Here is a 24,174-nt window from a genome sequence, read left to right on the forward strand (position 1 = left end):
ACGAGGGGGAAGCGCATGTCGACAAAGCTCCGTCACGGCCTGGTCGCGGGCGCCGTGCTGTTGCTGGCCGCGGTGTTCGTGCCGCTCGCCATGCAGGGCCGTTCGAGCGGAGTGCAGCCGAACATCGTGGGCGGCAAGGAGGTTGCGGTCGCCGACCACCCGTACGCGGTGTTCCTCGTGGACGGACGGGGCAACCAGTTCTGCGGCGGCACGCTCGTCGCGGCGGACACCGTGCTCACCGCCGCGCACTGCGCCGTGGCCGTCGACAGCTCCGACCTCGGCGTCGTGGCGGGGCGGCAGGACAAGGACGCGGCCGACGGCATGGAGTCCGCGGTGCGCCGCGTGTCGGTCGCCCCCGAGTACGAGGACCCGACCACCGGCAACGACATCGCCGTGCTCGAGCTCGCGCGGGACCTGCCGTACCGCCCTGCGCGGATGGCCGGGCCTGCCGACCAGGCGCTGTACGCGCCGGGGACGATGGCCACCGTGCTCGGCTGGGGCAGGCTGTCCGACGGCGGCCCCCGGTCGGACACGCTGCGCGGCGCCCAGGTGCCGCTGGTCGACGACCGCACGTGCGGCACCGCCTACGGCACCTACGACCCGCACACCATGGTGTGCGCGGGGTATCCGGAGGGCGGCGTCGACGCGTGCCAGGGCGACTCGGGCGGGCCGCTCATGGTGGGCAACACGCTGATCGGCATCGTCTCGTGGGGGCAGGGCTGCGCCGCCCCGGGCAAGCCCGGCGTCTACACCCGCGTGGCCACCTATGCGGGGTCGCTCTCCGGCGTCTGATAGGCATGGCGGGTGACCGATCTGCTGGCCCGCCCCGGTCCTGAGCTGACCGCTGCCGAACTGCACGACCTGCTGCGCCTGCGTGTCGACGTGTTCGTCGTCGAGCAGGAGGCGCCGTATGCCGAGATCGACGGCAAAGATCTGCTGCCCAGCACGTACCACATCTGGGCACCCGGCGAGGACGGCGTCGCGGGGTGTCTGCGGGTGCTCGCCGACCCGGGCGGGGTGCGGCGTATCGGCCGGGTGTGCACGGCACCCTCCGCGCGTGGCACCGGGCTCGGCGCGCGGCTCATGGAGGCCGCGATGGAGTACGTCGGCGACGCCGAGTGCGTGCTCGACGCCCAGACCTACGCGGAGGGCTTCTACGCCCGGTTCGGCTTCGCGCCCGAGGGCGAGGTGTACGAGGAGGACGGCATCCCGCACATCCGGATGCGCCGCCCAGCCCGCACCCCGCGGTAGCCGACCCGCCGCCCCCAAGCTCCCCAATGCCACATTCGTAGCGCTCAACTTCCCCAATGCGGCATTCGTAGCGTTCAACGCCACCAATGCCGCATTGGGGAGCTTTGGCTGCGTGCCGGGCGGCTACGTGCCCCTGCCGGTTCGGTTCTTCAGCCTGTCGATCAGCTCGGACGCCTGCGCCTTGGTGAGGTCGTCCGGCACGTCCTCGCCGGCTTCCTGGGCGAGTGTCTGCAGGTACGACCGCTGCGGGCCGGTCATCGCCTCGTCGCCGGTCACCCAGTCGCCGCGGTCCTTCTCCGGGTTCTGGAAACCCTGCTCCTCGCTCATGGCACACCTTTCGTCGAGCATGTGTTCGATTCCGGTGGTACCCGGCCGGGCGCGTCGCCATGCCTGGCGCCCGGCATGCAACCGATCGTGCGGCTGACGGCATCTACCCGGTGACGGGCGCGCTGGAGCACAACTGGAGGGACGGTGCCGCCGATGAGAACCGGGCGCGGGCGCGACGCGGAGTTCACGGAGTACGTGACGGCACGGGCACCGTGGCTGCGCCAGGTGGCCTACCTGCTGTGTGGCGACTGGCACCGGGCCGACGACCTCGTGCAGACAGGCGTGACCAAGCTCTACACCAACTGGCACCGGGCCAGCACGGCGTGGAACCTCGACGGCTACGCCCGCAAGACGGTCGTCAACACGTTCCTGGCCGAGCAGCGCACGGCCTGGCGCAGGCTGGTCGACCTCCGGCACAGCCAGGAGGAACTCGTCGCCCGCGAGAGCGACCACGACGCGGTGCTCGACCTGCGGGCGGCGCTCGGCGAGCTACCGCCCCGGCAACGGGCCACGGTGGTCCTGCGCTACTTCTGCGACCTGCCGGTGGCCGAGGTCGCCAGAACGCTCGACTGCTCCGCGGGCACCGTCAAGAGCCAGACGGCGCACGCCATCGAGACGCTGCGCGCGCGGCTGCGCAGCGAGCCCATCGGCACACCGGAGGGGTAGCCATGACCGAGGAAACGACCGATCTCGCCACCCGCCTCAGGGAACTGGCGGAGAGCCCCGCGCCGCCGATGGCGCTCGACCTGGATGCCGCGAAGAGGGCAGGGCGGCGCAGGCGCAGGTTCCGCGTGTCCGCGGCCGCGGGTGGCTGCGCCGCGGTGATCGTGGCGGCGAGCGTGGTGCTGCCGCCGCTGCTGGACGGTCCCAGCCCCGCACCGCAGGCCTCCAGTCCCAGCGACCCGGCGCGGCCGCCGGTGCCCACCGCGAAGACCGCCGCAGGAGCGAACCCGATGATCGCCAAGGCGGGGTTCGGCTGGCTGCCGGAGGTGATCCGCGGCGTCGAGTACGGCGTCGGCGCCCACGGCGACTACACGCTGGCCATCGGCGACGGGCAGTACCCGGCCATGATCTGGCTGGCGGTGTACGACAAGGAGCCTCCTGCCGACCGGCTCGGCGAGATGGGCGGCGAGGCCGTCAAGGTCCCCACCAAAGTCGGCGACCGGGACGGCTACTGGGTCACGGTGAACCCCGCCGACCCGCTCAACGGCGGCGACTCGTACCTGCGCTGGCGCACCGGCGACGGCCGCTGGGCGGAGCTCAACGCGTACTACCTCGACATCCCGGACGTGCGGCAGACGCTCCTGCGCGTCGCCGAGGGCGTCACCGTCGGGGACTATCCGGTGCCGCTTCCGCTGCGCATCTCCGGCCTGCCCGGTGGCTTCCACCTCGCGGACGGCCTGCTGTCGCGCCGGCCCTCGCAGGACGGCGTTCCGTGGACCATGCAGCTGTTCTACACCGTCAACGGCGCCAACGTGGTCATCGACGTCCGCCCCGAGGGCGGCGGCGCGCCGGACGGCAGGGGTGAGCCGGTGTGCACCACGGAGAACTCCCTGCGGGCGTGTGTCCGGATCGACCGCCCGAACGCCGCGGACCTCGGTTCGATCGGCGGGGCTCAGGGCCTGCTGGACCGGATCACGTTGCTCGGTCCCGACGAGCGGGACTGGACCACGACGGTCATCGGCTGAGCGGCCGCCATCAGCCCCGGGCGCCGGGCGGGGCGAGTTCGGCGACCACCTTCACGGCGCGGTCCACATCGGACTCGGCGAGGTCGGCGCGCGCGGTCAGCCGCAGTCGGGAGACGCCGTCCGGCACCGACGGCGGGCGGAAGCAGCCCACCCGGATGCCGTGCTCGGCGCACGCGCCTGCCCACGCCTGAGCCTCGCCGGGGCCCGGTGCCCGCACCGACACCACCGCGCCACCGGAGCCGCTGACCTGCAACCCCGCTTCGCGCAGGCCGTGCGCCAGCGAGCCCGCCACGGTGAGCACCCGCTCGGCCAGTCCCGGCTCCTCGCGCAGCACCCCGAGCGCCGCCAGTGCGGCCGCCGCGCTGCCCGGTGCCAGCGCGGTGTCGAAGACGAAGCTGCGCGCCGTGTCGACGAGATGCCGGATGACCCTGCGGGGGCCCAGCACGGCACCGCCCTGCGCTCCGAGCGCCTTGGACAGCGTGATCGTGGTGACGACGTCCGGCTCCCCGGCGAGGCCGGCGTCGTGCACGGCGCCGCGGCCGCCGTCGCCGAGCACACCGAAGCCGTGCGCGTCGTCGACGAGCAGCGCCGCGCCGTGCGTGCGGCAGGCCTCGGACAGCTCACGCAGCGGCGCGACGTCGCCGTCCACGGAGAACACCGAGTCGGTGACCACCAGCGCCCGCTGCTTGCGGCGGGTGGCCAGTGCGTGGGCGATGGCCGCCGGGTCGGCATGGCCGACGGCGGCGATGTCGGCGCGGGAAAGGCGGCAGCCCTCGATGAGCGAGGCGTGGATGTACTTGTCGGTGACGATCGCCGACTCGGCACCGGACAGGGCCGTCACGGCGCCCAGGTTCGCGGTGAAGCCGGAGGAGAACACCAGCGCCGCCTGCGTGCCGCAGAACCGGGCCAGCTCGTGCTCCAGCTCGGCGTGCAGTTCCGTGGAGCCGGTCACGAGCCGGGACCCGGTGGATCCCGCGCCCCAGCGCAGCGAGGCCGCCGCGGCGGCGCCCGCCACGCGCTTGTCCCGCGCCAGCCCGAGGTAGTCGTTGCCCGCGAGGTCCAGCTCGTCGGTGCTGGGCCCGCGAGCCCGCAACCGTCGCACCAGGCCGGCCTCGGAGCGCCTGGCCGCCTCGGCGTCGAGCCAGTCGAAAACCTCGTCGGGCTGGAGTGCGGGGAAAGCTGGACCGGGTGCGTTCACGCCTGGCAGTCTCGCACCGGGCCGATCGAGGAGGGGGAGCGAGGGTGACACAGGACGCACGACTTGCCGAGATGCCTGACGGCTGGACGCGCGCGCTGGCGGTGGTGGCGCATCCCGACGATCTGGAGTACGGCGGTTCGGGCGCCATCGCGCGGTGGACCGACGAGGGCCGGGAGGTGGCCTACGTACTGGCCACGCGCGGCGAGGCCGGGATCGACGGCATGACGCCCGAGGAGGCAGGCCCGCTGCGCGAACGCGAGCAGGTCGCCAGCGCGGCCGTGGTGGGCGTGCACACCGTCGAGTTCCTCGACCATGCCGACGGCATGATCGAGTACGGGCTGCCGCTGCGCAGGGACATCGCCGCCGCCATCCGCAGGCATCGGCCGGAGCTCGTCGTGATGACCAACCACCACGACACCTGGCCTGGCGGTCAGTGGCTCAACATGGCCGACCACCGGCACGTCGGGCAGGCGACACTCGACGCCGTGCGCGACGCCGCCAACCGGTGGGTGTTCCGCGACCTGCTCGACGAGGGCCTCGAGCCGTGGCAGGGCGTGCGCTGGGTCGCCGTCGTCGCCTCGCCGGAGGCCACGCACGCCGTGGACATCACCACCACCATCGACAGGGCCGTCGACTCGCTGCGCGAGCACAGGGCCTATCTCGCCGGGCTGGGCGAGAACGCGATGGCCGACCCGGACACCTTCCTGCGCGAAGCCGCCGCCGAGACCGGCAAGCGGTTCGGCGGCGGCTTGGCGTGTGCGTTCGAGCTGATCCCGATGTAGCCGACGCGTGCGTCAGGCGTGCGCGCGGGACGGGCGGCGCCCCGGCCGCTGCTGGCGGCCCTTCTGCCCGCCCGCGCCCGGCTCCCTGCGCCCGCCGAACGGGGGCCTTCCGCGCCCCTGGGCGGCGCGGCGGCCGGGGTGCTGGGGCGCCCCTGAGTGCCGGGACGGCTGGTGCTCGGCCACCGGAATGCCACTGGGCCTGCGGGCGCCGGTGGCGCGGGCCAGCTCGGCATCGCCCGGCATGACCGCGAGCTGGCGAGGGCGCACCCCCGCCTTGTCGGTCATCCGGCGCACGGTGCGCCGCTGGTCACGCGTAATGAGGGTCACCACCGTGCCGGACGCCCCGGCCCGCGCGGTGCGCCCCGCGCGGTGCAGGTAGTCCTTGTGGTCGGCCGCGGGGTCGACGTGCAGCACCAGGCTCACGTCGTCGACGTGGATGCCGCGCGCGGCGACGTCGGTGGCCACCAGCACCGGAGTCCGGCCGTCCTTGAAGTCGGCGAGCACCCGGTTGCGCTGTCCCTGCGTCTTGCCGCCGTGCAGCGCGCCCGCGGCCACGCCCTGCGAGCGCAGCTTCTTGGTGAGCCGGTCGGCGTGGTGCTTGGTGCGCACGAACATGATCGTGCGGCCCTCACGCGCTCCGATCTCGGTGATGACGCCCTGCTTGTGCTCGTGCGCCACCTCGATCAGGTAGTGGTCCATCGTGTCGATGCTCGCCGTGACCGGCGCCACCGAGTGCGTCACCGGGTTGGTCAGATACGCCTTGACCAGCCGCTCGACGTCGCCGTCCAGCGTCGCGGAGAACAGCAGGCGCTGGCCGTCACGCGGCGTCAGGTCGAGGATCTCCCGCACCTGTGGCAGGAAGCCCATGTCGGCCATCTGGTCGGCCTCGTCGAGCGCCACGAACTGGACCTGGTCCAGCCGGCAGGTGCCCTGCCGGACGTGGTCGGACAGGCGGCCGGGCGTGGCGATCAGCAGGTCGACGCCCCGTGCCAGCGCCTCGGACTGGCGGCCGAAGGCCATGCCGCCGACAGCCGTGCGGCACCACAGGCCCAGCGACTTCGCCAGCGGGATCAGCACGTCCGCGACCTGCATGGCCAGCTCGCGGGTGGGAACGAGGACGAGGGCGCGTGGCTGCTTGGGCCGCGCCGCGCCGCCGTCGAGCCTGGCCAGCAGCGCGAGGCCGAAGGCGAGGGTCTTGCCGGAGCCCGTCTGCGCGCGGCCGAGCACGTCCCGGCCTGCCAGCGCGTCGGGCAGGGTCGCCGCCTGGATCGGGAAGGCCTCCGTCATGCCCGCCTGCTGCAGCGTGCGCAGCAGCGGCTTCGGAAGGTTCAGGTCGGCGAACGATGTCGACAAAGTCGTGGTCACTCAATGCCTCTCGGACGTGGCACGTCACAAGGAGGCCCGTTGCCCGGGTCCGGGCAGGTCGCGATGGTGGTGCGATGGGCGTTCACAGGGACGAACCCGGCGCAGGGCACGGACGGGGACCGCGCGCCGACTGATGGGTGGAGCACCGCACGAGGTTGAGCCGTCCGGTTGGTGGCGGTGCTCCGACGAGTCTACCTCAGGGCAGCCGCGCGGCGGCGCGCAGCCCGGCGAGCACCTCGCCGGGAGCGAGCACGTCGTCACCGAGCCCCCGGGCCGCGAACCACCGCGCGATCGTGTGCACGTCCCGGGCGAGGTAGCGCGCGCCGCCGGGGTTGCCGACCACGTCGACCACCTGCGGCAGGTCGATGAGCACCGGGCGTCCATCGTGGACGAGCACGTTGTACGGAGAGAGGTCACCGTGGCAGAGCCCTTCACCGGCCAGCACCTCGAGCGCGGCCGTCAGGTCGTGCCACAGCGCGCGCAGTTCTGCGCCGGTGGGACGCAGCTCGGCGAGCCGGGGTGCGGCCGTGCCGTCGGCGTCACCGACGAACTCCAGCAGCAGCTCGGTTCCCACCCGCTGCACCGGGTACGGCACCGGCGCCCCGATCGTCCACAAGCGACTCAGTGCGGCGAACTCGGCGGTCGCCCACTGTTCGGCGATGAGGTTGCGGCCGAATGCGCTGCGGTTGCGCATCGCCCGCATCTCGCGCGAGCGCCGCACGCGCCTGCCCTCGAGGTAGCCCGCGTCGCGATGGAACATCCGGTGCTCGTCGCCGCGGTAGCGCTTGGCGGCGAGCAGGCACTCCCGTGAGCCGTCGGGCAACCCGCGGCGCAGCAGGTGGACGTCGGCCTCCTTGCCGGTCCTGAGCAGGCCCAGTTCGGTGTCGAGGGCGCCGAGGTCGGTGACCACCCAGGCTGGATGCGGTGCGGGACCGTGCCCGCCCATGTCCCAGGTGGACCAGCGATCGGCGCCGCCGGGCAGTGCCGTCTCCGTGTAGGCGTCCTCGCGCAGGCGGGCGAGGCGATGCCGCTCGTCCTCGGTGAGCCGCCCGCCGCGGGCAGGCTCGGGTTCGTCGTCGAAGCGCGGCCTGCGTGGCCTGCGCCGCACCGGGCGGTCGGGGACAGCGTCGAACGGATCGATGTCGCGGTGTCGCACTGGAGAGACTCCTCGTCGAAAACGGGGCCCCGCCAGGCGGATGCGTCAGCGCGGCGGGGCGGAACGGCGGGCGCGGACGGCACCCGGGACCGGGCTGGACATCGGGCACCTCCTCGACTCCGCCGCTGCGCGGCACCGAACTGCTCAGGTCACAGCGTCGCCGGGAGCGGCCTGTCCGGGCAAGCGAATTACGCGCCCGTCGCGCCCGCCTCCGATACGGCAAGCTGGCCCCATGCGGATCATCGTCATCGGATCGGGAATCGCGGGAGCAGGCACGGCGTATCACCTGGCCCGCGCGGGTGCCGAGGTGGTCGTGGTGGACGCCGCCCTGTCCGGCGCCGCCACGGCCGCGGGCGCGGGCATCGTGTCGCCGTGGACCTCGCGCAGGCTCGACGACACCGAGCTTGCCTTCGCCGCGCGTGCGGCGGCCTACTACCGCACGCTCGTCGAGCTGCTGGCCGAGGACGGGCGCACGGACTCCTCGTTCGAGGTGGTCGGCGGCATGGTCGTCTCCGCCGACGCCGCCGAGCTGGCGGAGGTGCACGAGCGGATCAACGCACGGGCCGACGCGTGGCCGGAGGCGGGCGTGGTGAGCAGGCTGGACCCGGCGCAGGCCGGGACGCTGTTCGCCGCGCTGGCACCGGAGCTGGGCGCGGTGCACGTGTCCGGTGCGGGCCGGGTGGACGGGCGCGCGCTGCGCGACTGCCTGCTCGCGGCCGCCGAAGGACGGGGCGCCCGGCTGCTGGAGGGCAGGGCGGAACTGCGCGTGAGTGGCGATCGCGTCGCCGGGGTACGCGTTGGCGAGGGCACCGAGGACACCGTGGACGCCGACGCGGTGGTGGTGGCGGCGGGCGCGTGGAGCGCCGAGCTGCTCGCCCCGCTCGGCGTGCGCCTTGCCGTCGAGCCGCAACGTGGCCAGATCAGCCACTTCGAGCTGCCGGGCGTCGACACCACGTCCTGGCCGGTGGTGCTGCCGCCGTCCAGCCACTACCTGCTTGCCTTTCCCGGCTCCCGCGTGGTGGCGGGCGCGACAAGGGAGGACGGCTCCGGCTTCGACTACCGGGTGACGGCGGCGGGGCAGCAGGAGGTGCTGCGGGAGGCGCTCGCCGTGGCACCGGGGCTGGCGGACGCGACGCTGCTGGAGACCCGGATCGGCTTCCGGCCCGCGACGCCGGACGGCCTGCCGCTGCTCGGCGCGCTGGACGGCCATCCCGAGCTGGTGGTGTGCGGTGGCTTCGGGCCCGCCGGTCTGACGCTGGGGCCGCTGGCGGCACACCTCGCGGCGGCCGTCGCGCTGGGGCAGCGGCCGGAGGTGGACCTCACACCACTGCGCCCCGAGCGGTTCACGAACCGGTGACCAGCTCCAGCTCCCGCTCGCCGGTGCGCTCCAGCGCGATCCCCGCCCTGCGGGCCACGGTCAGCAGCTTGTCCACTGTGGAGGGATCGGTGCGGCTCGTCGCGAGCACGGCGGCGAGCCTGCCCTTGTGCGCCTTGTTGTGGTGGCTGACGGTCCTGCGCCGCCCCGAGGCGTCCTCGGTGACCACACGCACCGTCACCGCGCCCGGCACGCGGGCCAGCGCCGCGTAGGGACCGGAGCGCAGGTCGACCACGAGGCCGGCGACCTCGGCGAGCACCGGTTCCAGCACCGGCCGCCACAGCGACCGCAGCGAGCCGAACGCGGGCAGGCTGCTGCCGCCGGAGAGCCGGTAGGCGGGAATCGGGTCGAGCGCGCGCACCACGCCGAACAGCGCAGACGCCACGGCCAGCCGCTCGCCTGCCCGCGCCAGCTGCGCCCTGCCGAACGCGCCGGGGTCCAGCGCGTCGTAGAGGACGCCGGTGTAGCGGCGCAGGGCGGGCATCGTCGGCGCCGTCCACAACCGGGCGTTGCGCTCGACCTCGTCGCGTTGCCGCTCCGAAAGGCCGAGGGCGGCCAGGCTGGCGGGCACGTCCGCGGCGAGGTCGACGAGGGCGTCGGCGAGCTTGCGCCGCACCGGGTTCAGCTCGGCGAAGGACAGCTCGCCGAGGTCCAGCGGCGGTCCGTCCCCGCCGTCGGCCTTCGTTTCGGACGGTGGCAGCAGTACGAGCACGCCGGACAAGGGTAGTGCGGCGCCACCACGAGCGAGCCGAAGGGCACCGTGGGTACACGGCAGGTACCCGAGGTGCCCTTCGGCTCGCGGGCGGACGGGTGGTGACGGGGCCGGCAAATACCGGTTGGAGCAGTTCGGGAGGGGTTGACTACCCTTCGTTCAACGCCTGCCTTCTTCCTAGGAGCACACCGTGATCACCAGGATGTCGTCGTTGTTCCTGCGCACGCTGCGTGAGGATCCGGCGGACGCCGAGGTGCCCAGCCACAAGTTGCTGGTGCGCGCGGGCTACGTCCGCCGGGTCGCCCCGGGCGGCTACTCCTGGCTGCCGCTGGGCCTGCGCGTGCTGCGCAACATCGAGACGGTCGTGCGCGAGGAGATGGACGCCATCGGCGCGCAGGAGATCCAGTTCCCCGCGCTGCTGCCGAAGGAGCCCTACGAGGTCTCCGGCCGCTGGACCGAGTACGGCCCGGGCGTCTTCCGGCTCAAGGACCGCAAGGGCGCCGACTACCTGCTCGGGCCGACGCACGAGGAGCTGTTCGCGCTCACGGTGAAGGGCGAGTACAGCTCGTACAAGGACTTCCCGGTCATCCTCTACCAGATCCAGACGAAGTACCGGGACGAGGCGCGGCCCAGGGCGGGCATCCTCCGTGGCCGCGAGTTCGTCATGAAGGACTCCTACTCCTTCGACCTCGACGACTCCGGCCTCGACCGCTCCTACCAGCTGCACCGCGACGCCTACATCCGGATCTTCCAGCGGCTCGGCCTCGAGTACGTGATCGTGGCGGCCACGTCCGGTGCCATGGGCGGCTCGGCGTCGGAGGAGTTCCTCGCGGTCGCGGAGACGGGCGAGGACACCTACGTGCGCAGCACCGGTTCGGGCTACGCGGCCAACGTCGAGGCCGTCGTCACGCCCGCGCCGCCGGAGCGGGCGCTGGACGGCCTGCCCGAGGCGCAGGTGCACTACACGCCCAACACGCCGACCATCGAGACGCTGGTCGACTTCCTCAACGGCGCGAGCCTCGGGCGGACGTTCACCGCGGCCGACACGCTGAAGAACGTGCTGGTGAAGACCCGCAGGCCGGGGGAGAAGGACTGGCAGCTGCTGGGGGTCGGCGTTCCCGGCGACCGCGAGGTCGACATGAAGCGGCTGGAGGCCTCGCTCGAGCCCGCCGAGGTGGCGCTGCTGGAGGAGGCCGACTTCGCGGCCAACCCGTTCCTCGTGAAGGGCTACATCGGTCCCGGCGCACTGGCCGCCAACGGCGTCCGTTACCTGGTGGATCCCCGGATCGTGCGGGGCACCGCGTGGGTCACCGGCGCGGACAAGGCCGATCACCACGTCGTGGACCTGGTGTGCGGGCGGGACTTCACGCCCGACGGCACGATCGAGGCCGCCGAGGTGCGGGAGGGCGACCCCTCGCCGGACGGCGAGGGCACCCTCGTCGCGGCGCGCGGTATCGAGATCGGGCACATCTTCCAGCTCGGCCGCAAGTACACCGACGCGTTCGAGGTCGACGCGCTCGGACCCGACTCCAAGCCCGTCCGCATCATCATGGGCTCCTACGGCATCGGCGTCTCCCGGCTGGTGGCCGCCATCGCCGAGCAGCACCACGACGAGCTGGGACTGGTCTGGCCGCGCGCGGTGGCGCCCGCCGACGTCCATCTCGTCGTCGCGGGCAAGGACGACACGGTGTTCGAGGGCGGCGAGCGCATCGCGGCGGCGCTGTCCGAGCGTGGCGTCCGGGTGCTGCTCGACGACCGCAAGGCCACGCCGGGCGTCAAGTTCGCCGATGCCGAGCTCGTCGGCGTCCCGACGATCGTGGTCGTCGGCAGGGGCCTGGCCAAGGGGGTCGTGGAGGTCAAGGACCGCGCGAGCGGGGAGCGGTCCGAGATCGCCGTGGACGACGTCGTGGAGCACCTGGCCGCCCTCGTCGGCCGGTGACCTCGCCGCCTGGTCACAGCAGGGCGGCGAGCAGCGCCTCGGTGTCGGAGAGGTCGTCGAACACCAGGTGGGCGCCCGAGTCGACGAGCTGCCGCGCGGTGTGCCTTCCGGTGGCGACGCCGACGGCCACCGCGCCGTGGTCGAGTGCGGCCGTCACGTCGTGGGGCGTGTCGCCGACGACCACGACGGCCTCCGGCGGCACCGCCTCGCCGAGCTTGGCCGCCGCGAGCTTCATCGCGTGTGCCACCAGGTCGGGGCGGTGAGCCGACACCGTGCCGTAGCCGCCGATGCCGAAGTCGAGGTGGGTGTCCAGGGCGAAGGCCGCCAGCTTGTGCCGCGCGATCTCCGGCAGGTTACCCGTGACGAGCGTCTGCACGACGCCCTCCCGCTCGGCGAGTGCGGCCAGCGCCTGGGCCGCGCCCGGTAGCGCGCGCCCGTAGCCGGCGAGCGTCGGCGCCATCCCGGCCGAGAGCTCGATCAGCTCCCGCCACACCCGCTGGATGAGCTCCTCGGTGGGCTCGATGCCGTGCGTGGCGAGCAGCTCGGTGGTGATGGCCCGCTCCGTGCGCCCCGGGAACGAGGGCATCGCGGTCAGTTCCACGCCGGCGACGGTGGCGAGGGCTTCGGTGTACCAGCGGCCACCCAGCCCGCGCAGGTCCACCAGGGTCAGGTCGATGTCCCACAGCACCAGGCGGGCGGGGACGCCGTTCACGGAAGGCACGGCGTTCACGGTACCGGCCTGGCCGGAAGGCCTTTTTCAACAAGCGTTGACATCACCGCGCGCCCGGTTCTATCGTGAACAGGTAATTCAACGGTTGAAGAAAAACTGGAGGGCAGCACCATGACTGGTCCAGCCCGGTGGGGACGCGGCCGGCTGGTCGTGCTGACGAGCCTGGTGGGCGCGCTCGCGGCCGTGGTCCTCGGGTTCCTCACCTTCGGCGCGCAGACGACGGCACACCCGGAACACGTGCCGGTGGCGGTGTCGGCACCCGAGTCCGGACCGCTGCGGGCGGCGGCCGAGCGGGTCTCCGGGCAGGGCGGGGACGCGCTGAGCTGGCGCGTCACCACGCCCGCCGAGGGCAGGCGGTTGCTCGGCGACAAGGAGGTCTACGGCGTCCTGGAGCTGGCCGCGGGACAGTCGGGCCCGTCGGCGACGGTCGTGGTCTCCGGCGCGGTGAACCCGACCGGGACGCAGATCGCCCAGCAGGCGCTCACCGGGGCGGGGCAGGCGCTCACGGCGGCGCTCGCGCAGGCGAACCCCGGCGCGGCGGCCACACCCGTACGGGTGGAAACGGTGCACCAGACGACGGCCGCAGGACGGGTCGCGCCACTGGGCATCAGCGCCCTGGCCTGGGTCGGAGGTCTGGCCGCCGGTGCGGTGCTGACGCTGCTCGCCCAGCGCGGCGGCACCCGGCTGGGCCCGCTCGCCCGGTTCTCCCACGTCCTCGGCACGAGCGTGCTGATGACGGGCGTGCTCACCGGCTTCCTCGCCCTGTGGGACTCGTCGCTGCACCTCGGCTGGGACACCGTCGGCTTCCTGTGGCTCACCTCCGCGGCGTTCGCGGCGGTGCAGGGCGGCCTGCTCCGCCTGCTCGGGGTGCGCGCCATGGCGATCCTCGGACCGCTGTACCTGCTGGCTCCCTCGGTCGCCAGCCAGGTGCCGGAGACGCTCAACCCGGCGTACGAGGCGCTGCTGTGGTCGTGGACGCCGTTCCGCTTCTCCACGGAGGCGCTGCGCAGCCTGCTGGTGGGCGCCTCCGGCGCGCCGGACGTCGGCACCGGCATCTGGGTGCTGGGCGCGCTGCTCGCCGCGGGCCTGCTGGTGGTGCTGTGGCCGGGCGGCCGTGGCTCAGCCGGCGAGGTAGCTGAGCCGCAGTCGCCGGACGGGGTTGTCGACGTTGGTGTCGACGAGGCAGAGGGACTGCCAGGTGCCGAGGGCGAGCACCCCGCCCAGCACCGGCACGCTCGCATACGGCGGTAGGAAGGCAGGCAGCACGTGGTCGCGTCCGTGGCCACTGCTGCCGTGCTGGTGCCGCCAGCGGTCGTCGCGGGGCAGCAGGGCGTCGACGGCGGCCAGCAGGTCGTCGTCGCTGCCCGCGCCCGTCTCCAGGATCGCGAGCCCCGCGGTGGCGTGCGGCACCCAGACGTGCAGCAGCCCGTCCTGGGCTGAGGCCTCGGAAAGGAAACGCTCGGCGTCCCTGGTCAGATCGTGCACGACGGCGCGTCCGCCGGTCTTGATCTCGATCTCGGTGGAGTACATGCCTCCACCGTAGGCCGGTGACCGCCGCGCCGTCGTCGTTCAGGCGCTGGCCGACCGGGGCCTGCCGGCGCCGTAACGCAGGCCGTCGACGAGCAGGGCGATCATGCGCCTGCTGTAGGCGGGCCCTTTCCCGCTCACGGGCCGGCACAGCGTCGACACCGCGTACAGCAGGTCCTCCGCCCCGACGTCCCCGCGGATCGCGCCCGCCGCGGCCGCCGCGTCCAGCAGTGACCCGAGGGCCGGTCCGAGCCGCTGCAGGAAGTAGCCGGGCAGCGCGTCGAACGCCGGATCACCCGAGTGCAGCGCGGCCGCGAGTCCCCGCTTGGTCGCGAGGAACTCGACGTAGCGGTCGAGCCACTTCTCCAGCGCCCGCTCCGGTCCGTGCGCGGCCGCCAGTGCCGCGGCCTCGTCGGCGCAGGCATCCACCTCGCGCTGGAAGACGGCCTTGACCAGGTCCGAGCGCTGCGGGAAATGGCGGTACAGGGTGCCGACCCCGACGCCGGCCCGATCGGCGATCTCCTTCACGGGCGCGTCCACGCCCGCCGTGCCGAAGACGGCCTTCGCCGCCTCGAGCAGGGAATCGATGTTGCGTTGCGCGTCGGCGCGCAGCCGGCGCGGCGCATGGCCGGGCGCGCCCGGCTCCGCCGTGTTCTCTGCCACGGGCCTCCCTTCGCTTGCTAACCGGAACGTCATTCCGTATAGTTCTGGAAGAGCGTTCCGCTTAGCTCAGCGTACGGCATGACGGGAACGCTCACCACACCTCGATCACGACATCAGGAGAACGCCATGCAGTACCGCACGCTCGGCCGGACCGGCATCAAGGTGAGCCCCTACGCGCTCGGCGCCATGATGTTCGGGCCCGCGGGCAACCCCGACCACGACGACTCGATCAGGATCATCCACAGAGCCCTCGACGCCGGGATCAACCTCGTCGACACGGCGGACATGTACTCGGCGGGTGAGTCCGAGGAGATCGTGGGCAAGGCGCTCAAGGGGCGTCGCGACGACGTCGTGCTCGCCACCAAGGCCCGCTATCCCCTGCACTACGACCCCAGCGGCGCCACCCCGCCGAGGCCCAACACCTCGGGGGCCTCCCGCCGCTGGCTGGTCCGTGCCCTCGACGGCTCGCTGCGCCGCCTCGGCACCGACTACGTCGACCTGTTCCAGATCCACCGGCCCGATCCGGACACCGACATCGAGGAGACGCTGTCGGTGCTCACCGACCTGGTGCGCGCGGGCAAGGTCAGGGCCATCGGCACGTCGTCGCTGCCCGCCTCGGACATCGTCCGGTCCCACTGGGTCGCCGAGCGGCGCGGGCTGCACCGGTTCCGCACCGAGCAACCGCCGTACTCCATCCTCAACCGCGGCATCGAGCGCGAGGTGCTTCCCGTGGTCCAGGAGTACGGCATGGGCGCGCTGGTGTGGAGCCCGCTCGCCGGTGGCCTGCTCACCGGCCGCTACCGCAGGAACCAGGAGAACGCCACGCACCGGTCCCGGTTCGGGTTCCGGCACCTGTCCGACGAGCACCGCCTGGACACCGTCGAGCAGCTGCTCTCCCTGGCCCAGGATGCCGGGATGCCGCTGACCCACCTGGCCATGGCCTTCGCGATCGCCCACCCCGGCGTCACGTCCGCGATCATCGGGCCGCGCACCATGGAGCACCTCGACGACCTGCTCGCCGGTGCCGATGTCGCGCTCGGTGACGACATCCTCGATCGCATCGACGCCATCGTCGCGCCGGGCACCGACGTCGGCAGGCTCGACATGGCCTACGACCCGCCTGCCATCGAGCGGGCCCGGCTGCGCCGCCGCCCCGCCGACGAGCGGGCCGCCGCCTGAGCACGGTGAGTACGCGGGAAACCATTCCGGCCTTGCATACAGTATGCAATACTGTCGCGGGTGCGACACTTCTCACGTGATCTGGATAACGACGTCGTCCAGTATGGTCTCCACCGCCGAACCTCAGGTCGAGGAGGACTCTAAGTGCCGGACACCGATGCACCGCTGACGGTCGGCGTGGTCAAGGAGACCAGGCCGGGCGAGCGCAGGGTGGCGCTCGTACCCAAGCTCGTCGAGCGGCTTACGAAACGCGGTCTGCAGGTTGTGGTCGAGCCCGGTGCGGGTCTTCGAGCCCAGCTGGCCGACGAACTCTACGAGGAAGCGGGTGCTCACCTCGGCGAGGCACGGAGCAGCGACATCGTGCTCACCGTCACCCCGCCCGCCCCGGCCGACATCGAGCGGCTCAAGGCGGGCACCGTCCTCATCGGCTTCCTCAACCCGTTGTCCAATGTGGATGGCGTCGCCGCCATGAAGAAGGCGGGCATCAGGGCCTTCGCCGTGGAGTCGATCCCGCGCATCTCCCGTGCCCAGGCGATGGACGCCCTGTCGTCGCAGGCCAACGTCGCCGGGTACCGGGCGGTGCTGCTCGCCGCCCAGCGCCTGCCGAAGTTCTTCCCCATGCTCACCACGGCGGCGGGCACCGTGCCGCCGGCGAAGGCGCTGATCCTCGGCGTCGGTGTGGCGGGGCTGCAGGCGCTGGCCACGGCCAAGCGGCTCGGCGCACAGGCCACCGGCTACGACGTCCGGCCCGAGGTCGCCGAGCAGGTGCGCTCGGTCGGCGCGCAGTGGCTCGATCTCGGCATCGAGGCCGCGGGCGAGGGCGGCTACGCCCGGGAGCTCACGGACGAGGAACGGGCAGAGCAGCAACGGCGGCTCACCGAGGCCATCACCGGCTTCGACGTCGTCATCACCACCGCGCTCGTGCCGGGGCGTCCCGCACCGAAGCTCGTCACGGCCGAGGCCGTGCGCGGCATGCGCCCCGGCAGCGTCATCGTCGACATGGCGGGCGAGACGGGAGGCAACTGCGAGCTGACCGAGCCGGGTCAGGACACGGTCGCCCACGACGTGACGATCTGCTCGCCGCTGAACCTGCCCGCCGAGATGCCCGTACACGCCAGCGAGTTGTACGCGCGCAACCTGACCGAGCTCATCGAGCTCATCGTGGACAGCGAGGGAAGGCTCGCGCTCGACTTCTCCGACGAGATCGTGGCAGGCGCGTGCGTCGCGGGTGCCGACGAGGAGGTGAACTGATGCTGGTGGAAAGCCTGGCGGTCCTCGTACTCGCCGGATTCGTGGGATTCACCGTCATCTCGAAGGTGCCCAACACGCTGCACACGCCGCTGATGTCCGGCACCAACGCCATTCACGGCATCGTGCTGCTCGGCGGGCTCATCGTGCTCGGCCTCGGCGCAGACGGCGTGCTCAACAAGATCCTGCTGGTCATCGCCATCGCGTTCGGCACGATCAACGTCGTCGGCGGGTTCCTCGTCACCGACCGGATGCTCGCCATGTTCAAGGAGAAGCCCAAGGAGAAGGCGGCCAAGGAGGCCGACAAGTGACGACCTTCATCGCCGTCCTCTACATCATCGCGTTCTCGCTGTTCATCTACGGCCTGATGGGCCTGACCGGTCCGCGAACGGCCGTGCGCGGGAACTGGATCGCCGCCGTCGGCATGGCCATCGCCGTGATCGCGACGCTGCTGCTGCCCGGCATGGGTAACTGGTGGCTCATCGCGCTCGGCCTCGTGATCGGCACCGTGGTCGGTGTCCCGGCTGCCCGCAGGGTCAAGATGACCGCCATGCCCCAGATGGTGGCGCTGTTCAACGGTGTCGGCGGTGGCGCGGTCGCGCTCATCGCCTGGGTCGAGTTCCGCACCACCGACGGCTACGCCCACGAGCCGCTGTACGTGGCCATCGCGTCGCTGTTCGCCGCGATCGTCGGCTCGGTCTCCTTCTGGGGCTCGAACGTCGCGTTCGGCAAGTTGCAGGAACTGCTGCCCGGCAAGCCCATCACCCTGGGCAAGGCGCAGCAGCCGCTGAACATCCTGCTGGTGCTGGCCGCCGTGGTGCTCGCTGTGGTGATCGCCGCGGGCGGCTCGTCGGACTGGCTCATCATCGGGCTGCTGATCGCCGCCGCGCTCGTCGGTGTGATGGTGGTGCTGCCCATCGGTGGCGCCGACATGCCGGTGGTCATCTCGCTGCTCAACGCGTTCACCGGCCTTTCGGCGGCCGCGATGGGTCTCGCGCTCGACAACACGGCGCTCATCGTGGCGGGCATGATCGTCGGCGCATCCGGTTCGATCCTGACCAACCTCATGGCGAAGGCCATGAACCGCTCCATCCCGGCGATCGTCGCGGGCGGGTTCGGCGGCGGTGGCGCCTCCGGCGGGGGCGGCGCTGGTGGCGGCGAGGACCGGCCGGTGCGCAGCACCAGTGCCGCCGACGCCGCGATCCAGATGGCCTACGCCAGCAGGGTCATGGTGGTGCCCGGTTACGGCATGGCCGTCGCGCAGGCGCAGCACGCCGTGCGCGAGATGGCGGACCTGCTGGAGGGCAAGGGCATCGAGGTGCTCTACGCGATTCACCCGGTGGCGGGCCGCATGCCCGGCCACATGAACGTGCTGCTCGCGGAGGCCGACGTGCCCTACGAATCGCTCAAGGAAATGGACGAGAGCAATTCGCAGTTCCCGCAGACGGATGTGGCGCTGGTGATCGGCGCGAACGACGTCACCAATCCGGCCGCGCAGACCGATCCGAGTTCCCCCATTTACGGAATGCCGATCCTCAATGTCACGTCCAGCCGGTCGGTGATTGTGCTGAAACGGTCCATGAGCTCCGGTTTCGCCGGAATCGAGAACGAACTGTTCTTCGACCCGAAAACGGCCATGCTGTTCGGCGACGCGAAATCGTCGGTGTCGGAGATCGTGGAGGAACTGAAGGGGATCTGAGCCGCTCTCGGCGGCGACGGTCACTTCGCCGCGGAGAAGGTCACCTGAGGCACGGCCGCCTTCGCGGTCCTGGCTCGCTGCCCGCCCGTCTGCTTCCTGGCGGCCGGCTTGGTGGCCTTCTTCGCGGCGTTCTTGGCGGTGGTGGTCCTGGCCGCGGTGCTGGTGGTCTTGGCAGCCGTCGCGCCGCTGCCCCGCTTGGTGCCCGCGGCCTTGGTGCCCGTGGTTTTCGTCGTCGCGGCCTTCGTGCCCGCGGTCGTTGCCTTCGTGGTGCGGGCCTTTCCGGCTCCCGAGGCGGCCTTAGCGGAGGAGGTCCTGGTTGCCGTCGCCTTTTTCGCAGGCTGTTTTGTGCGAGCCGTCGATTTCGCGGCAGCCGCGTTTCCTGCGGTTTTCGCCGGCGTGCGCTTGCGCGCCTTCGGTTTCCCGATGATGCGCGGGCGCCGTTTACGGCCACCGGTGCGGCGGCCCCCTTCCACATAACGGCCGAGAATGGTGCGCAGAGTGTCGGCGTTGTCGCCGGAGAGGTCGATGTCGTACTCCACACCGTCCAACGCGAACCGCACCGTCTCCTCGGCGGGTTCACCGTCGATGTCGTCCAGCAGTTCGACTGCTGTACTCCTGGCCATGGAACGACCTCCCCGTGCTCGTGCTCTGGTCGCGGCAAGGATAGCGCCTGGCGCGTTTTCCTTGCGGAGAGCCCGGTTGCGGTGAAGGCTGGCGTGGTGTGCGCTCATGACATGGCAGAGCAGACTTTCGACGTGGTGGTCATCGGCGGGGGACCGGTCGGCGAGAACGCCGCGGCCCGTGCCGTGCGCGGCGGCCTGACGGCCGCGCTCGTCGAGCACGAACGCTTCGGCGGCGAGTGCTCGTACTGGGCCTGTATTCCGAGCAAAGCGTTGCTGCGGCCGGGAAACCTGCTCGCCGCCGTGCGCAGGATGCCCGGCGTCGGGGAGGGGGCCAAGCTCGATCCGGGCGCGGTGTTCGCACGCCGCGACTCCTTCGTCTCGAACGGTGACGACTCCGGCCAGTTCGAGTGGGCCCGCGGTGCCGGGGTGGAGCCCGTGCGCGCGTTCGCCAGGATCACCGGTGACCGCGAGGTGACGCTCGACGACGGCCGGGTGTTGCGGGCGCGGCACGCGGTGGTGGTGTGCACCGGCAGCGTGCCCCGCGACCCGGGCATCGAGGGACTCGACCGGGTGCCGGTGTGGGGGTCGCGGGAGGCGACGACGGCCTCCGAGGTCCCCGGCAGGCTGGCCGTGCTCGGCGGCGGCGTGGTCGGCGTGGAGATGGCGCAGGCGTGGGCCCGCCTCGGCTCGGAGGTCGACCTGATCGTGTCGGGCGAGCGGCCGCTGCCGCGTTACGCGCCGTTCGCGGGTGACGCCGTGGCGGAGGGATTGCGCGCCGACGGCGTGCGGGTGCACCTCGGTGTCCGCGCGGAGCGTGTGTCTACAGTGGATGGCGGCGCGGTGCGGCTCGAGCTGTCGGGCGGTGACCACGTCGACGCGGACAAGCTGCTCGTGGCGACCGGGCGCAGGCCGGCCACCGACGACATCGGCCTCGACGTGGTGGGCCTGGAACCCGGTGCGCCGCTCCGGGTCGGCGACGACGGCCAGGTGTCCGGAGTGGACGGTGGGTGGCTGTACGCGGCCGGTGACGTCACGGGCAGGGCGTTGCTCACGCACCAGGGCAAGTACGCGGCCCGGGTGGTCGGCGACGTGGTCGCGGCCAGGGCGCGGGGCGAGCGCGCGGAGCCGGTGCCGTGGAGCCGCTACGCGGCCACGGCCGACCATCATGCCGTGCCGCAGGTGGTGTTCACCGATCCCGAGGTGGCCTCCGTCGGACTGACCGGCGCCGAGGGCCCGGAGCACCGCGTGCTCGATCTCGACATCGCGGTCGCGGGGTCGGCGCTGCACGCCGAGGGCTACACCGGCACGGTGCGGATGGTGGTGGACACCGAGCGGGAGGTGCTGCTCGGGATGACCCTCGTCGGGCAGGACGTTGCCGAGCTGCTGCATTCGGCCACGATCGCCGTGGTGGGCGAGGTTCCGCTGCGGCGGCTGTGGCACGCGGTGCCGTCGTTCCCCACGATCAGCGAGGTGTGGCTGCGCCTGCTGGAGGAGTACGGCCTGTGAACGGATTCCGGGTCCCGCCGTCTCATTCGGACAGCGGGATGCCGAGTGCGGCCCGCGCGGCGTCGGCCAGCACCTCGTCGTCCGGCCGGGACTGCCCGTCCCGCCTGCAGGCGAGCACGATGCGCACGGTGACGCCGCTGACCGAGCTGAGGTAGGCGGCGCCCGCGAAGCTGGGCGCGGGCTCCGGCCAGCGTCCTGCCTCGGTGGCGAGGTCGGTGACCGTCCCGGTGCCCGGGGTGTCGGCCAGTTCCCGGAAACCGGCCGCCTGCCGCTCGTCGGCGAACGTCAGCGCGGCCACCGACACGGCGACCCGCGTGCCGTTCAGGGTGGCCTCGTAACTGCCGCGCCGCAGCCCCTCGCAGCCGCCTTCGGCAAGGCGGGCTTGCACGTCACCGGTGGCGTGCGCGGCGCAGTCGGTGGCCGCGTCCGTGGCGCGCTCGGTGAACCGGACCCCGCCGGTGGTGACCACGACCGGGGCGGGTGTCGTCGGCGAGGGACTCTCGCCCGCCGTGGAGTCGCCCGCCGCACCCGTGGCGATCGTGAGCGTGGCGGCGGCGACGGCGACGAGCAGCCCCGCGGCGGCGTACGGCTGCCACCGCCGCGGCCTGCCCCGCCTGCGCCGAACGACGGGTGGTGCCGGAGCCGGCGCAGTCCGGGGAACGGGCTGGGGCAGCGGGCGGGGCACGGGTCGCGGCGCGGGGACCGTCGTGGTGGTCCGGACCGGTGCCTGCGACGTAGGTGGTGCCGGTGGTGCGTGCTGTGGCCGTGGTGCCGCCGGGGGGTCGAGGGGGACGGTGTGGGCCGGATCGGTGAGGGGGTCCTCGTCGGTGCCGAAGCCCTCGGCGGCGAGGGCCTCGTCGTCCAGGTCGGCCGAGGGCGCGAACTCGTGGATGAGCGCCAGCGCCCGGCGTGCGGACAGCTCCCGCTCCGCCGAGGCCAGTGAGACGGCGGCGGCGAGCATGGCGGTGGCCGTGGGGTACACGACGCGCACCGGCCCCGCCAGGTCGGCAGGCGGCTGCTCGACCGTCTCGACGAAGGGCCCGACCGCGACGATCGTGCCCACCGCCGTGTCCGGTTCCCGCGCGCGGACCCGCTCGGTGAGCGCGCGGGCGCGGGCCAGTGGCTCGACGGCGGGATGCACCGCGCCCTCGCCGCTCACCAGTGGCCAGCCGTCGGCCTTCCACTGGTGGTCCAATGGCGCTTCGAGTCGCATCGCGGGGTCGGGCAGGTCGACGCCGACCACGATGACCACACCGTGCGGAAGGACCAGCACGGCGTCGACGGCGGCGGACGAGTCCGGCGGCCGCAGGCCGACGAGGCCCACTCCGCCGACGACGTGCCTGCCCCTGCCGAGCGATGCCAGCGCCGCGCGGACGTCCTCGGAGACGCGCGCGGGGCGCTCCGGGAACCGGACGAGTCGCACGAGTTACCTCCCCTGACCCTGCCTCGCGGTGGTGACACGCTAGCGCGCCCTCCGTGCCGCCGCCGCACAGCGGTGTGCGCGCAAAGTGACCATTGACAGTGGTCCGCGTCACCTAGTTGAGTGCTACTCGTTGGTAGGTACGTCCAGGTGATCCTCGCGTTCTGGAGGCCGAAATGAGCCTAGGCCGGCTGCGACGATCGACGTTGATCGTCGCCTGTGTCACGGTCCTGTCCCTGTCCGGCACGGTTCCGGCCCAGGCCGAGCAGTCGTCTGCCCCGGTGTCCGACACCCTGGGCTCGCTGCTGGCGACGGCCTCCGGTGCCGCGAGAGTCACCGCGCTGGTGCACGGCAGTGACCTGGCCGCGGCCGAGAACGCCGTCCGCGAGGCGGGGCTGACGCGGATCACGGCCTTCCGCAAGATCGGCGTCGTCGCCGCCACCGGCACGGCCGACCAGGTGCGCGCCGTGCGGCAGGCCGCCGGTGTGACCTACGTCGAGAACAACGACCCGCTGCGGGTCTACGCCAGTTCGGGCACGCAGGCCACGCGCAGCCTGGAGGCGCAGCAGACGCTGACCGGTGCCGACGGCACCAAGCTGACCGGCACGGGCGTCGGCGTCGCCGTGATCGACACCGGCGTGGACCCGACGCATCCGGCGTTTTCGGCCAAGGACGGCTCGAGCCGCGTGGTGGCCAACCTCAAGAGCCTCTGCGCGCAGGGCACCGACACCGGCTGCATCGTCAAGGTGCCGAACTCCGTGGACACCGACACGCTGTCGCTCGGCGGCCACGGAACGCACGTCACCGGCATTGCTGCGGGTAACGACTTCACCTTGTCGGGTGGCACTCGAGTGGGTGGTACGGCACCTGGCTCGAAGATCACCTCCATCTCCACCGGCGCGGCGCTGCTCGTGCTCGGCTCGGACGCCGCGCTGAACTGGGTGCTGGAGAACCACCGCGCGCCCTGCGGCGCCGGAGTGTCGGCGCAGGCGTGCCCGCCGATCAAGGTCATCAACAACTCCTACGGGCCCAGCGGCGGTGGCGGGTTCGACCCCAACTCCGCCACGGTGAAGCTGCAGCGCGCGCTGGCCGCCGAGGGTGTGGTGACCGTCTGGGCCAACGGCAACGACGGCGGCGACGGCTCGCAGAACCTGTCCAACCCGCCCGGCCAGGACCCGACGCCCGGCATCCTGTCGGTGGCGTCCTACAACGACCAGGGCACCGGCACCCGCGACGGGACCGTGTCGGACTACTCGTCGCGCGGTGCGGCGAACGACCAGCAGAGCTGGCCGGACATCTCGGCTCCCGGCGAGAACATCCTGTCGGCGTGCAGGCCGTACCTGCCGATCTGCTCCACCGGCCTGCAGCCGGTGAACGGGCCCGGCATGCTCGACCTCGGCACCTACAACGTGATCAGCGGGACGTCGATGGCGGCGCCGCAGATCACCGGCATCGTGGCGCAGCTGTACCAGGCCAAGCCGGACGCCACGCCCGCCGAGATCGAGGACGCGCTGAAGTCGACGGCGTACAAGTACACCGACGGCGCGCCGTACCAGCAGGCAGGCCCGTACACGTCCAGCTTCGACAAGGGCACCGGCCTCGCCGACGTGGTCGCCGCCGTCGGCGCCCTCACCAACTAGCGCACCCGGCCCCGAGCCGAAGGTGACCTCGGGTACGTACCAGGTACCCACGGTGCCCTTCGGCTCGGTGGCCGCGGTCCCTGGCATCGCCGCAGAAGCGGGAGCAAGGGACATTTACTCTCGTTTTGTGGGAGTAAAGGTCCCTT

General features: G+C 72.4%; 23 protein-coding genes and 1 pseudogene. 14 read left to right on the forward strand and 10 right to left on the reverse strand.

What is annotated here, in order from left to right; genetic code table 11:
• The first annotated feature begins 15 nt into the window (after nt 1-15).
• Together BAY60_RS12885 and BAY60_RS12890 are read left to right on the forward strand one after the other, a co-directional pair.
• Entirely contained in the window at nt 16-792 is a 777-nt protein-coding gene (locus BAY60_RS12885; protein ID WP_112281182.1) for a S1 family peptidase, read from the forward strand.
• A gap of 12 nt (nt 793-804) precedes the next feature.
• A complete protein-coding gene (locus BAY60_RS12890; RefSeq protein WP_112281183.1) occupies nt 805-1,251 on the forward strand; it encodes a GNAT family N-acetyltransferase in 447 nt (148 codons plus the stop codon).
• Nucleotides 1,252-1,374: 123 nt separating this feature from the next.
• On the opposite strand, the gene BAY60_RS12895 is transcribed toward BAY60_RS12890, so the two are convergent.
• Nucleotides 1,375-1,578, reverse strand: a complete 204-nt coding sequence (locus tag BAY60_RS12895) for a DUF3072 domain-containing protein (RefSeq protein ID WP_112281184.1) — start codon at nt 1,576-1,578, stop codon at nt 1,375-1,377.
• Nucleotides 1,579-1,731: 153 nt separating this feature from the next.
• Here BAY60_RS12895 and BAY60_RS12900 point away from each other — a divergent pair, with 153 nt between their 5' ends.
• On the forward strand, nt 1,732-2,244 hold the full coding sequence (locus BAY60_RS12900; protein WP_112281185.1) for a SigE family RNA polymerase sigma factor: 513 nt from the start codon (nt 1,732-1,734) through the stop codon (nt 2,242-2,244).
• 2 nt (nt 2,245-2,246) lie between these two features.
• Nucleotides 2,247-3,266: a hypothetical protein gene (locus BAY60_RS12905; RefSeq protein ID WP_112281186.1), complete on the forward strand. Its 1,020-nt coding sequence runs from the start codon at nt 2,247-2,249 to the stop codon at nt 3,264-3,266.
• Nucleotides 3,267-3,276: 10 nt separating this feature from the next.
• Here the strand turns inward: BAY60_RS12905 and BAY60_RS12910 are convergent, their stop codons facing one another.
• Nucleotides 3,277-4,464, reverse strand: coding sequence for an 8-amino-7-oxononanoate synthase (locus BAY60_RS12910; protein ID WP_112281187.1), 1,188 nt, complete (start codon nt 4,462-4,464; stop codon nt 3,277-3,279).
• Between the two features lie 44 nt (nt 4,465-4,508).
• Here BAY60_RS12910 and BAY60_RS12915 point away from each other — a divergent pair, with 44 nt between their 5' ends.
• A complete protein-coding gene (locus tag BAY60_RS12915) occupies nt 4,509-5,246 on the forward strand; it encodes a PIG-L deacetylase family protein (protein WP_112281188.1) in 738 nt (245 codons plus the stop codon).
• 12 nt (nt 5,247-5,258) lie between these two features.
• Here the strand turns inward: BAY60_RS12915 and BAY60_RS12920 are convergent, their stop codons facing one another.
• Both BAY60_RS12920 and BAY60_RS12925 read right to left on the reverse strand, forming a co-directional pair.
• Entirely contained in the window at nt 5,259-6,611 is a 1,353-nt protein-coding gene (locus BAY60_RS12920; protein ID WP_112281189.1) for a DEAD/DEAH box helicase, read from the reverse strand.
• A 196-nt stretch (nt 6,612-6,807) separates the two neighbouring features.
• Complete coding sequence (locus BAY60_RS12925) at nt 6,808-7,767, reverse strand: serine protein kinase RIO (RefSeq protein WP_112281190.1); 960 nt, start codon at nt 7,765-7,767, stop codon at nt 6,808-6,810.
• A gap of 232 nt (nt 7,768-7,999) precedes the next feature.
• On the opposite strand from BAY60_RS12925, the gene BAY60_RS12930 reads away from it, so the two are divergent.
• Entirely contained in the window at nt 8,000-9,124 is a 1,125-nt protein-coding gene (locus BAY60_RS12930) for an NAD(P)/FAD-dependent oxidoreductase (RefSeq protein ID WP_112281191.1), read from the forward strand.
• Here the strand turns inward: BAY60_RS12930 and yaaA are convergent.
• A complete protein-coding gene (yaaA, locus tag BAY60_RS12935) occupies nt 9,111-9,854 on the reverse strand; it encodes a peroxide stress protein YaaA (RefSeq protein ID WP_112282349.1) in 744 nt (247 codons plus the stop codon). The two genes, BAY60_RS12930 and yaaA, sit on opposite strands and share 14 nt — an antisense overlap.
• Before the next feature lie 190 nt (nt 9,855-10,044).
• On the opposite strand from yaaA, the gene BAY60_RS12940 reads away from it, so the two are divergent.
• Nucleotides 10,045-11,793 carry a proline--tRNA ligase gene (locus BAY60_RS12940; RefSeq protein WP_112281192.1) on the forward strand — a complete coding sequence of 583 codons (1,749 nt, stop codon included), beginning with the start codon at nt 10,045-10,047 and terminating at the stop codon, nt 11,791-11,793.
• 13 nt (nt 11,794-11,806) lie between these two features.
• Here BAY60_RS12940 and BAY60_RS12945 read toward each other — a convergent pair whose 3' ends face one another.
• On the reverse strand, nt 11,807-12,514 hold the full coding sequence (locus BAY60_RS12945; RefSeq protein WP_245992468.1) for an HAD family hydrolase: 708 nt from the start codon (nt 12,512-12,514) through the stop codon (nt 11,807-11,809).
• 120 nt (nt 12,515-12,634) lie between these two features.
• On the opposite strand from BAY60_RS12945, the pseudogene BAY60_RS12950 reads away from it, so the two are divergent.
• Nucleotides 12,635-13,699 (forward strand): annotated as a pseudogene (locus BAY60_RS12950) (YhgE/Pip domain-containing protein); the annotation flags it as partial.
• On the opposite strand, the gene BAY60_RS12955 reads toward BAY60_RS12950, so the two are convergent.
• Nucleotides 13,643-14,053 carry a YjbQ family protein gene (locus tag BAY60_RS12955; RefSeq protein ID WP_112281193.1) on the reverse strand — a complete coding sequence of 137 codons (411 nt, stop codon included), beginning with the start codon at nt 14,051-14,053 and terminating at the stop codon, nt 13,643-13,645. The pseudogene BAY60_RS12950 and the gene BAY60_RS12955 overlap by 57 nt on opposite strands.
• A 39-nt stretch (nt 14,054-14,092) precedes the next feature.
• Nucleotides 14,093-14,713, reverse strand: coding sequence for a TetR/AcrR family transcriptional regulator (locus tag BAY60_RS12960; RefSeq protein WP_245992471.1), 621 nt, complete (start codon nt 14,711-14,713; stop codon nt 14,093-14,095).
• A gap of 126 nt (nt 14,714-14,839) precedes the next feature.
• Here BAY60_RS12960 and BAY60_RS12965 point away from each other — a divergent pair, with 126 nt between their 5' ends.
• From BAY60_RS12965 to BAY60_RS12980, 4 genes are all read left to right on the forward strand, one after another.
• The gene (locus tag BAY60_RS12965; RefSeq protein WP_112281195.1) at nt 14,840-15,892 is read left to right on the forward strand and encodes an aldo/keto reductase; all 1,053 of its coding nucleotides are present in this window, start codon (nt 14,840-14,842) and stop codon (nt 15,890-15,892) included.
• 144 nt (nt 15,893-16,036) lie between these two features.
• A complete protein-coding gene (locus BAY60_RS12970; RefSeq protein WP_112281196.1) occupies nt 16,037-17,143 on the forward strand; it encodes a Re/Si-specific NAD(P)(+) transhydrogenase subunit alpha in 1,107 nt (368 codons plus the stop codon).
• Nucleotides 17,143-17,451 (forward strand): NAD(P) transhydrogenase subunit alpha part 2, encoded by a 309-nt coding sequence (locus tag BAY60_RS12975; protein WP_170160395.1) that lies wholly within the window; start codon nt 17,143-17,145, stop codon nt 17,449-17,451. The genes BAY60_RS12970 and BAY60_RS12975 overlap by 1 nt, the downstream gene beginning before the upstream one ends.
• Complete coding sequence (locus tag BAY60_RS12980; protein WP_112281197.1) at nt 17,448-18,839, forward strand: NAD(P)(+) transhydrogenase (Re/Si-specific) subunit beta; 1,392 nt, start codon at nt 17,448-17,450, stop codon at nt 18,837-18,839. The genes BAY60_RS12975 and BAY60_RS12980 overlap by 4 nt, the downstream gene beginning before the upstream one ends.
• Nucleotides 18,840-18,859: 20 nt before the next feature.
• Here BAY60_RS12980 and BAY60_RS37545 read toward each other — a convergent pair whose 3' ends face one another.
• Nucleotides 18,860-19,570 (reverse strand): Lsr2 dimerization domain-containing protein, encoded by a 711-nt coding sequence (locus BAY60_RS37545; protein WP_245992473.1) that lies wholly within the window; start codon nt 19,568-19,570, stop codon nt 18,860-18,862.
• A 3-nt stretch (nt 19,571-19,573) separates the two neighbouring features.
• On the opposite strand from BAY60_RS37545, the gene BAY60_RS12990 reads away from it, so the two are divergent.
• On the forward strand, nt 19,574-20,968 hold the full coding sequence (locus BAY60_RS12990; protein WP_112281198.1) for a dihydrolipoyl dehydrogenase family protein: 1,395 nt from the start codon (nt 19,574-19,576) through the stop codon (nt 20,966-20,968).
• Nucleotides 20,969-20,990: 22 nt separating this feature from the next.
• Here the strand turns inward: BAY60_RS12990 and BAY60_RS38305 are convergent, their stop codons facing one another.
• Nucleotides 20,991-22,391 (reverse strand): hypothetical protein, encoded by a 1,401-nt coding sequence (locus tag BAY60_RS38305; RefSeq protein ID WP_112281199.1) that lies wholly within the window; start codon nt 22,389-22,391, stop codon nt 20,991-20,993.
• A gap of 173 nt (nt 22,392-22,564) precedes the next feature.
• Here BAY60_RS38305 and BAY60_RS13000 point away from each other — a divergent pair, with 173 nt between their 5' ends.
• Nucleotides 22,565-24,028, forward strand: a complete 1,464-nt coding sequence (locus BAY60_RS13000) for a S8 family serine peptidase (protein ID WP_112281200.1) — start codon at nt 22,565-22,567, stop codon at nt 24,026-24,028.
• Nucleotides 24,029-24,174: the final 146 nt, after the last annotated feature.

It is taken from the genome of Prauserella muralis (assembly GCF_003202285.1).
GTDB lineage: Bacteria > Actinomycetota > Actinomycetes > Mycobacteriales > Pseudonocardiaceae > Prauserella_B > Prauserella_B muralis.

Coding starts and splice junctions, on each gene's coding strand:
- BAY60_RS12885 (WP_112281182.1), top strand. CDS start 16: ATGTCGACAAAGCTCCGTCACGGCCTGGTCGCGGGCGCCGTGCTGTTG.
- BAY60_RS12895 (WP_112281184.1), bottom strand. CDS start 1,578: ATGAGCGAGGAGCAGGGTTTCCAGAACCCGGAGAAGGACCGCGGCGAC.
- BAY60_RS12900 (WP_112281185.1), top strand. CDS start 1,732: ATGAGAACCGGGCGCGGGCGCGACGCGGAGTTCACGGAGTACGTGACG.
- BAY60_RS12905 (WP_112281186.1), top strand. CDS start 2,247: ATGACCGAGGAAACGACCGATCTCGCCACCCGCCTCAGGGAACTGGCG.
- BAY60_RS12930 (WP_112281191.1), top strand. CDS start 8,000: ATGCGGATCATCGTCATCGGATCGGGAATCGCGGGAGCAGGCACGGCG.
- BAY60_RS12955 (WP_112281193.1), bottom strand. CDS start 14,053: ATGTACTCCACCGAGATCGAGATCAAGACCGGCGGACGCGCCGTCGTG.
- BAY60_RS12965 (WP_112281195.1), top strand. CDS start 14,840: ATGCAGTACCGCACGCTCGGCCGGACCGGCATCAAGGTGAGCCCCTAC.
- BAY60_RS12975 (WP_170160395.1), top strand. CDS start 17,143: ATGCTGGTGGAAAGCCTGGCGGTCCTCGTACTCGCCGGATTCGTGGGA.
- BAY60_RS37545 (WP_245992473.1), bottom strand. CDS start 19,570: ATGAGCGCACACCACGCCAGCCTTCACCGCAACCGGGCTCTCCGCAAG.
- BAY60_RS12990 (WP_112281198.1), top strand. CDS start 19,574: ATGGCAGAGCAGACTTTCGACGTGGTGGTCATCGGCGGGGGACCGGTC.
- BAY60_RS13000 (WP_112281200.1), top strand. CDS start 22,565: ATGAGCCTAGGCCGGCTGCGACGATCGACGTTGATCGTCGCCTGTGTC.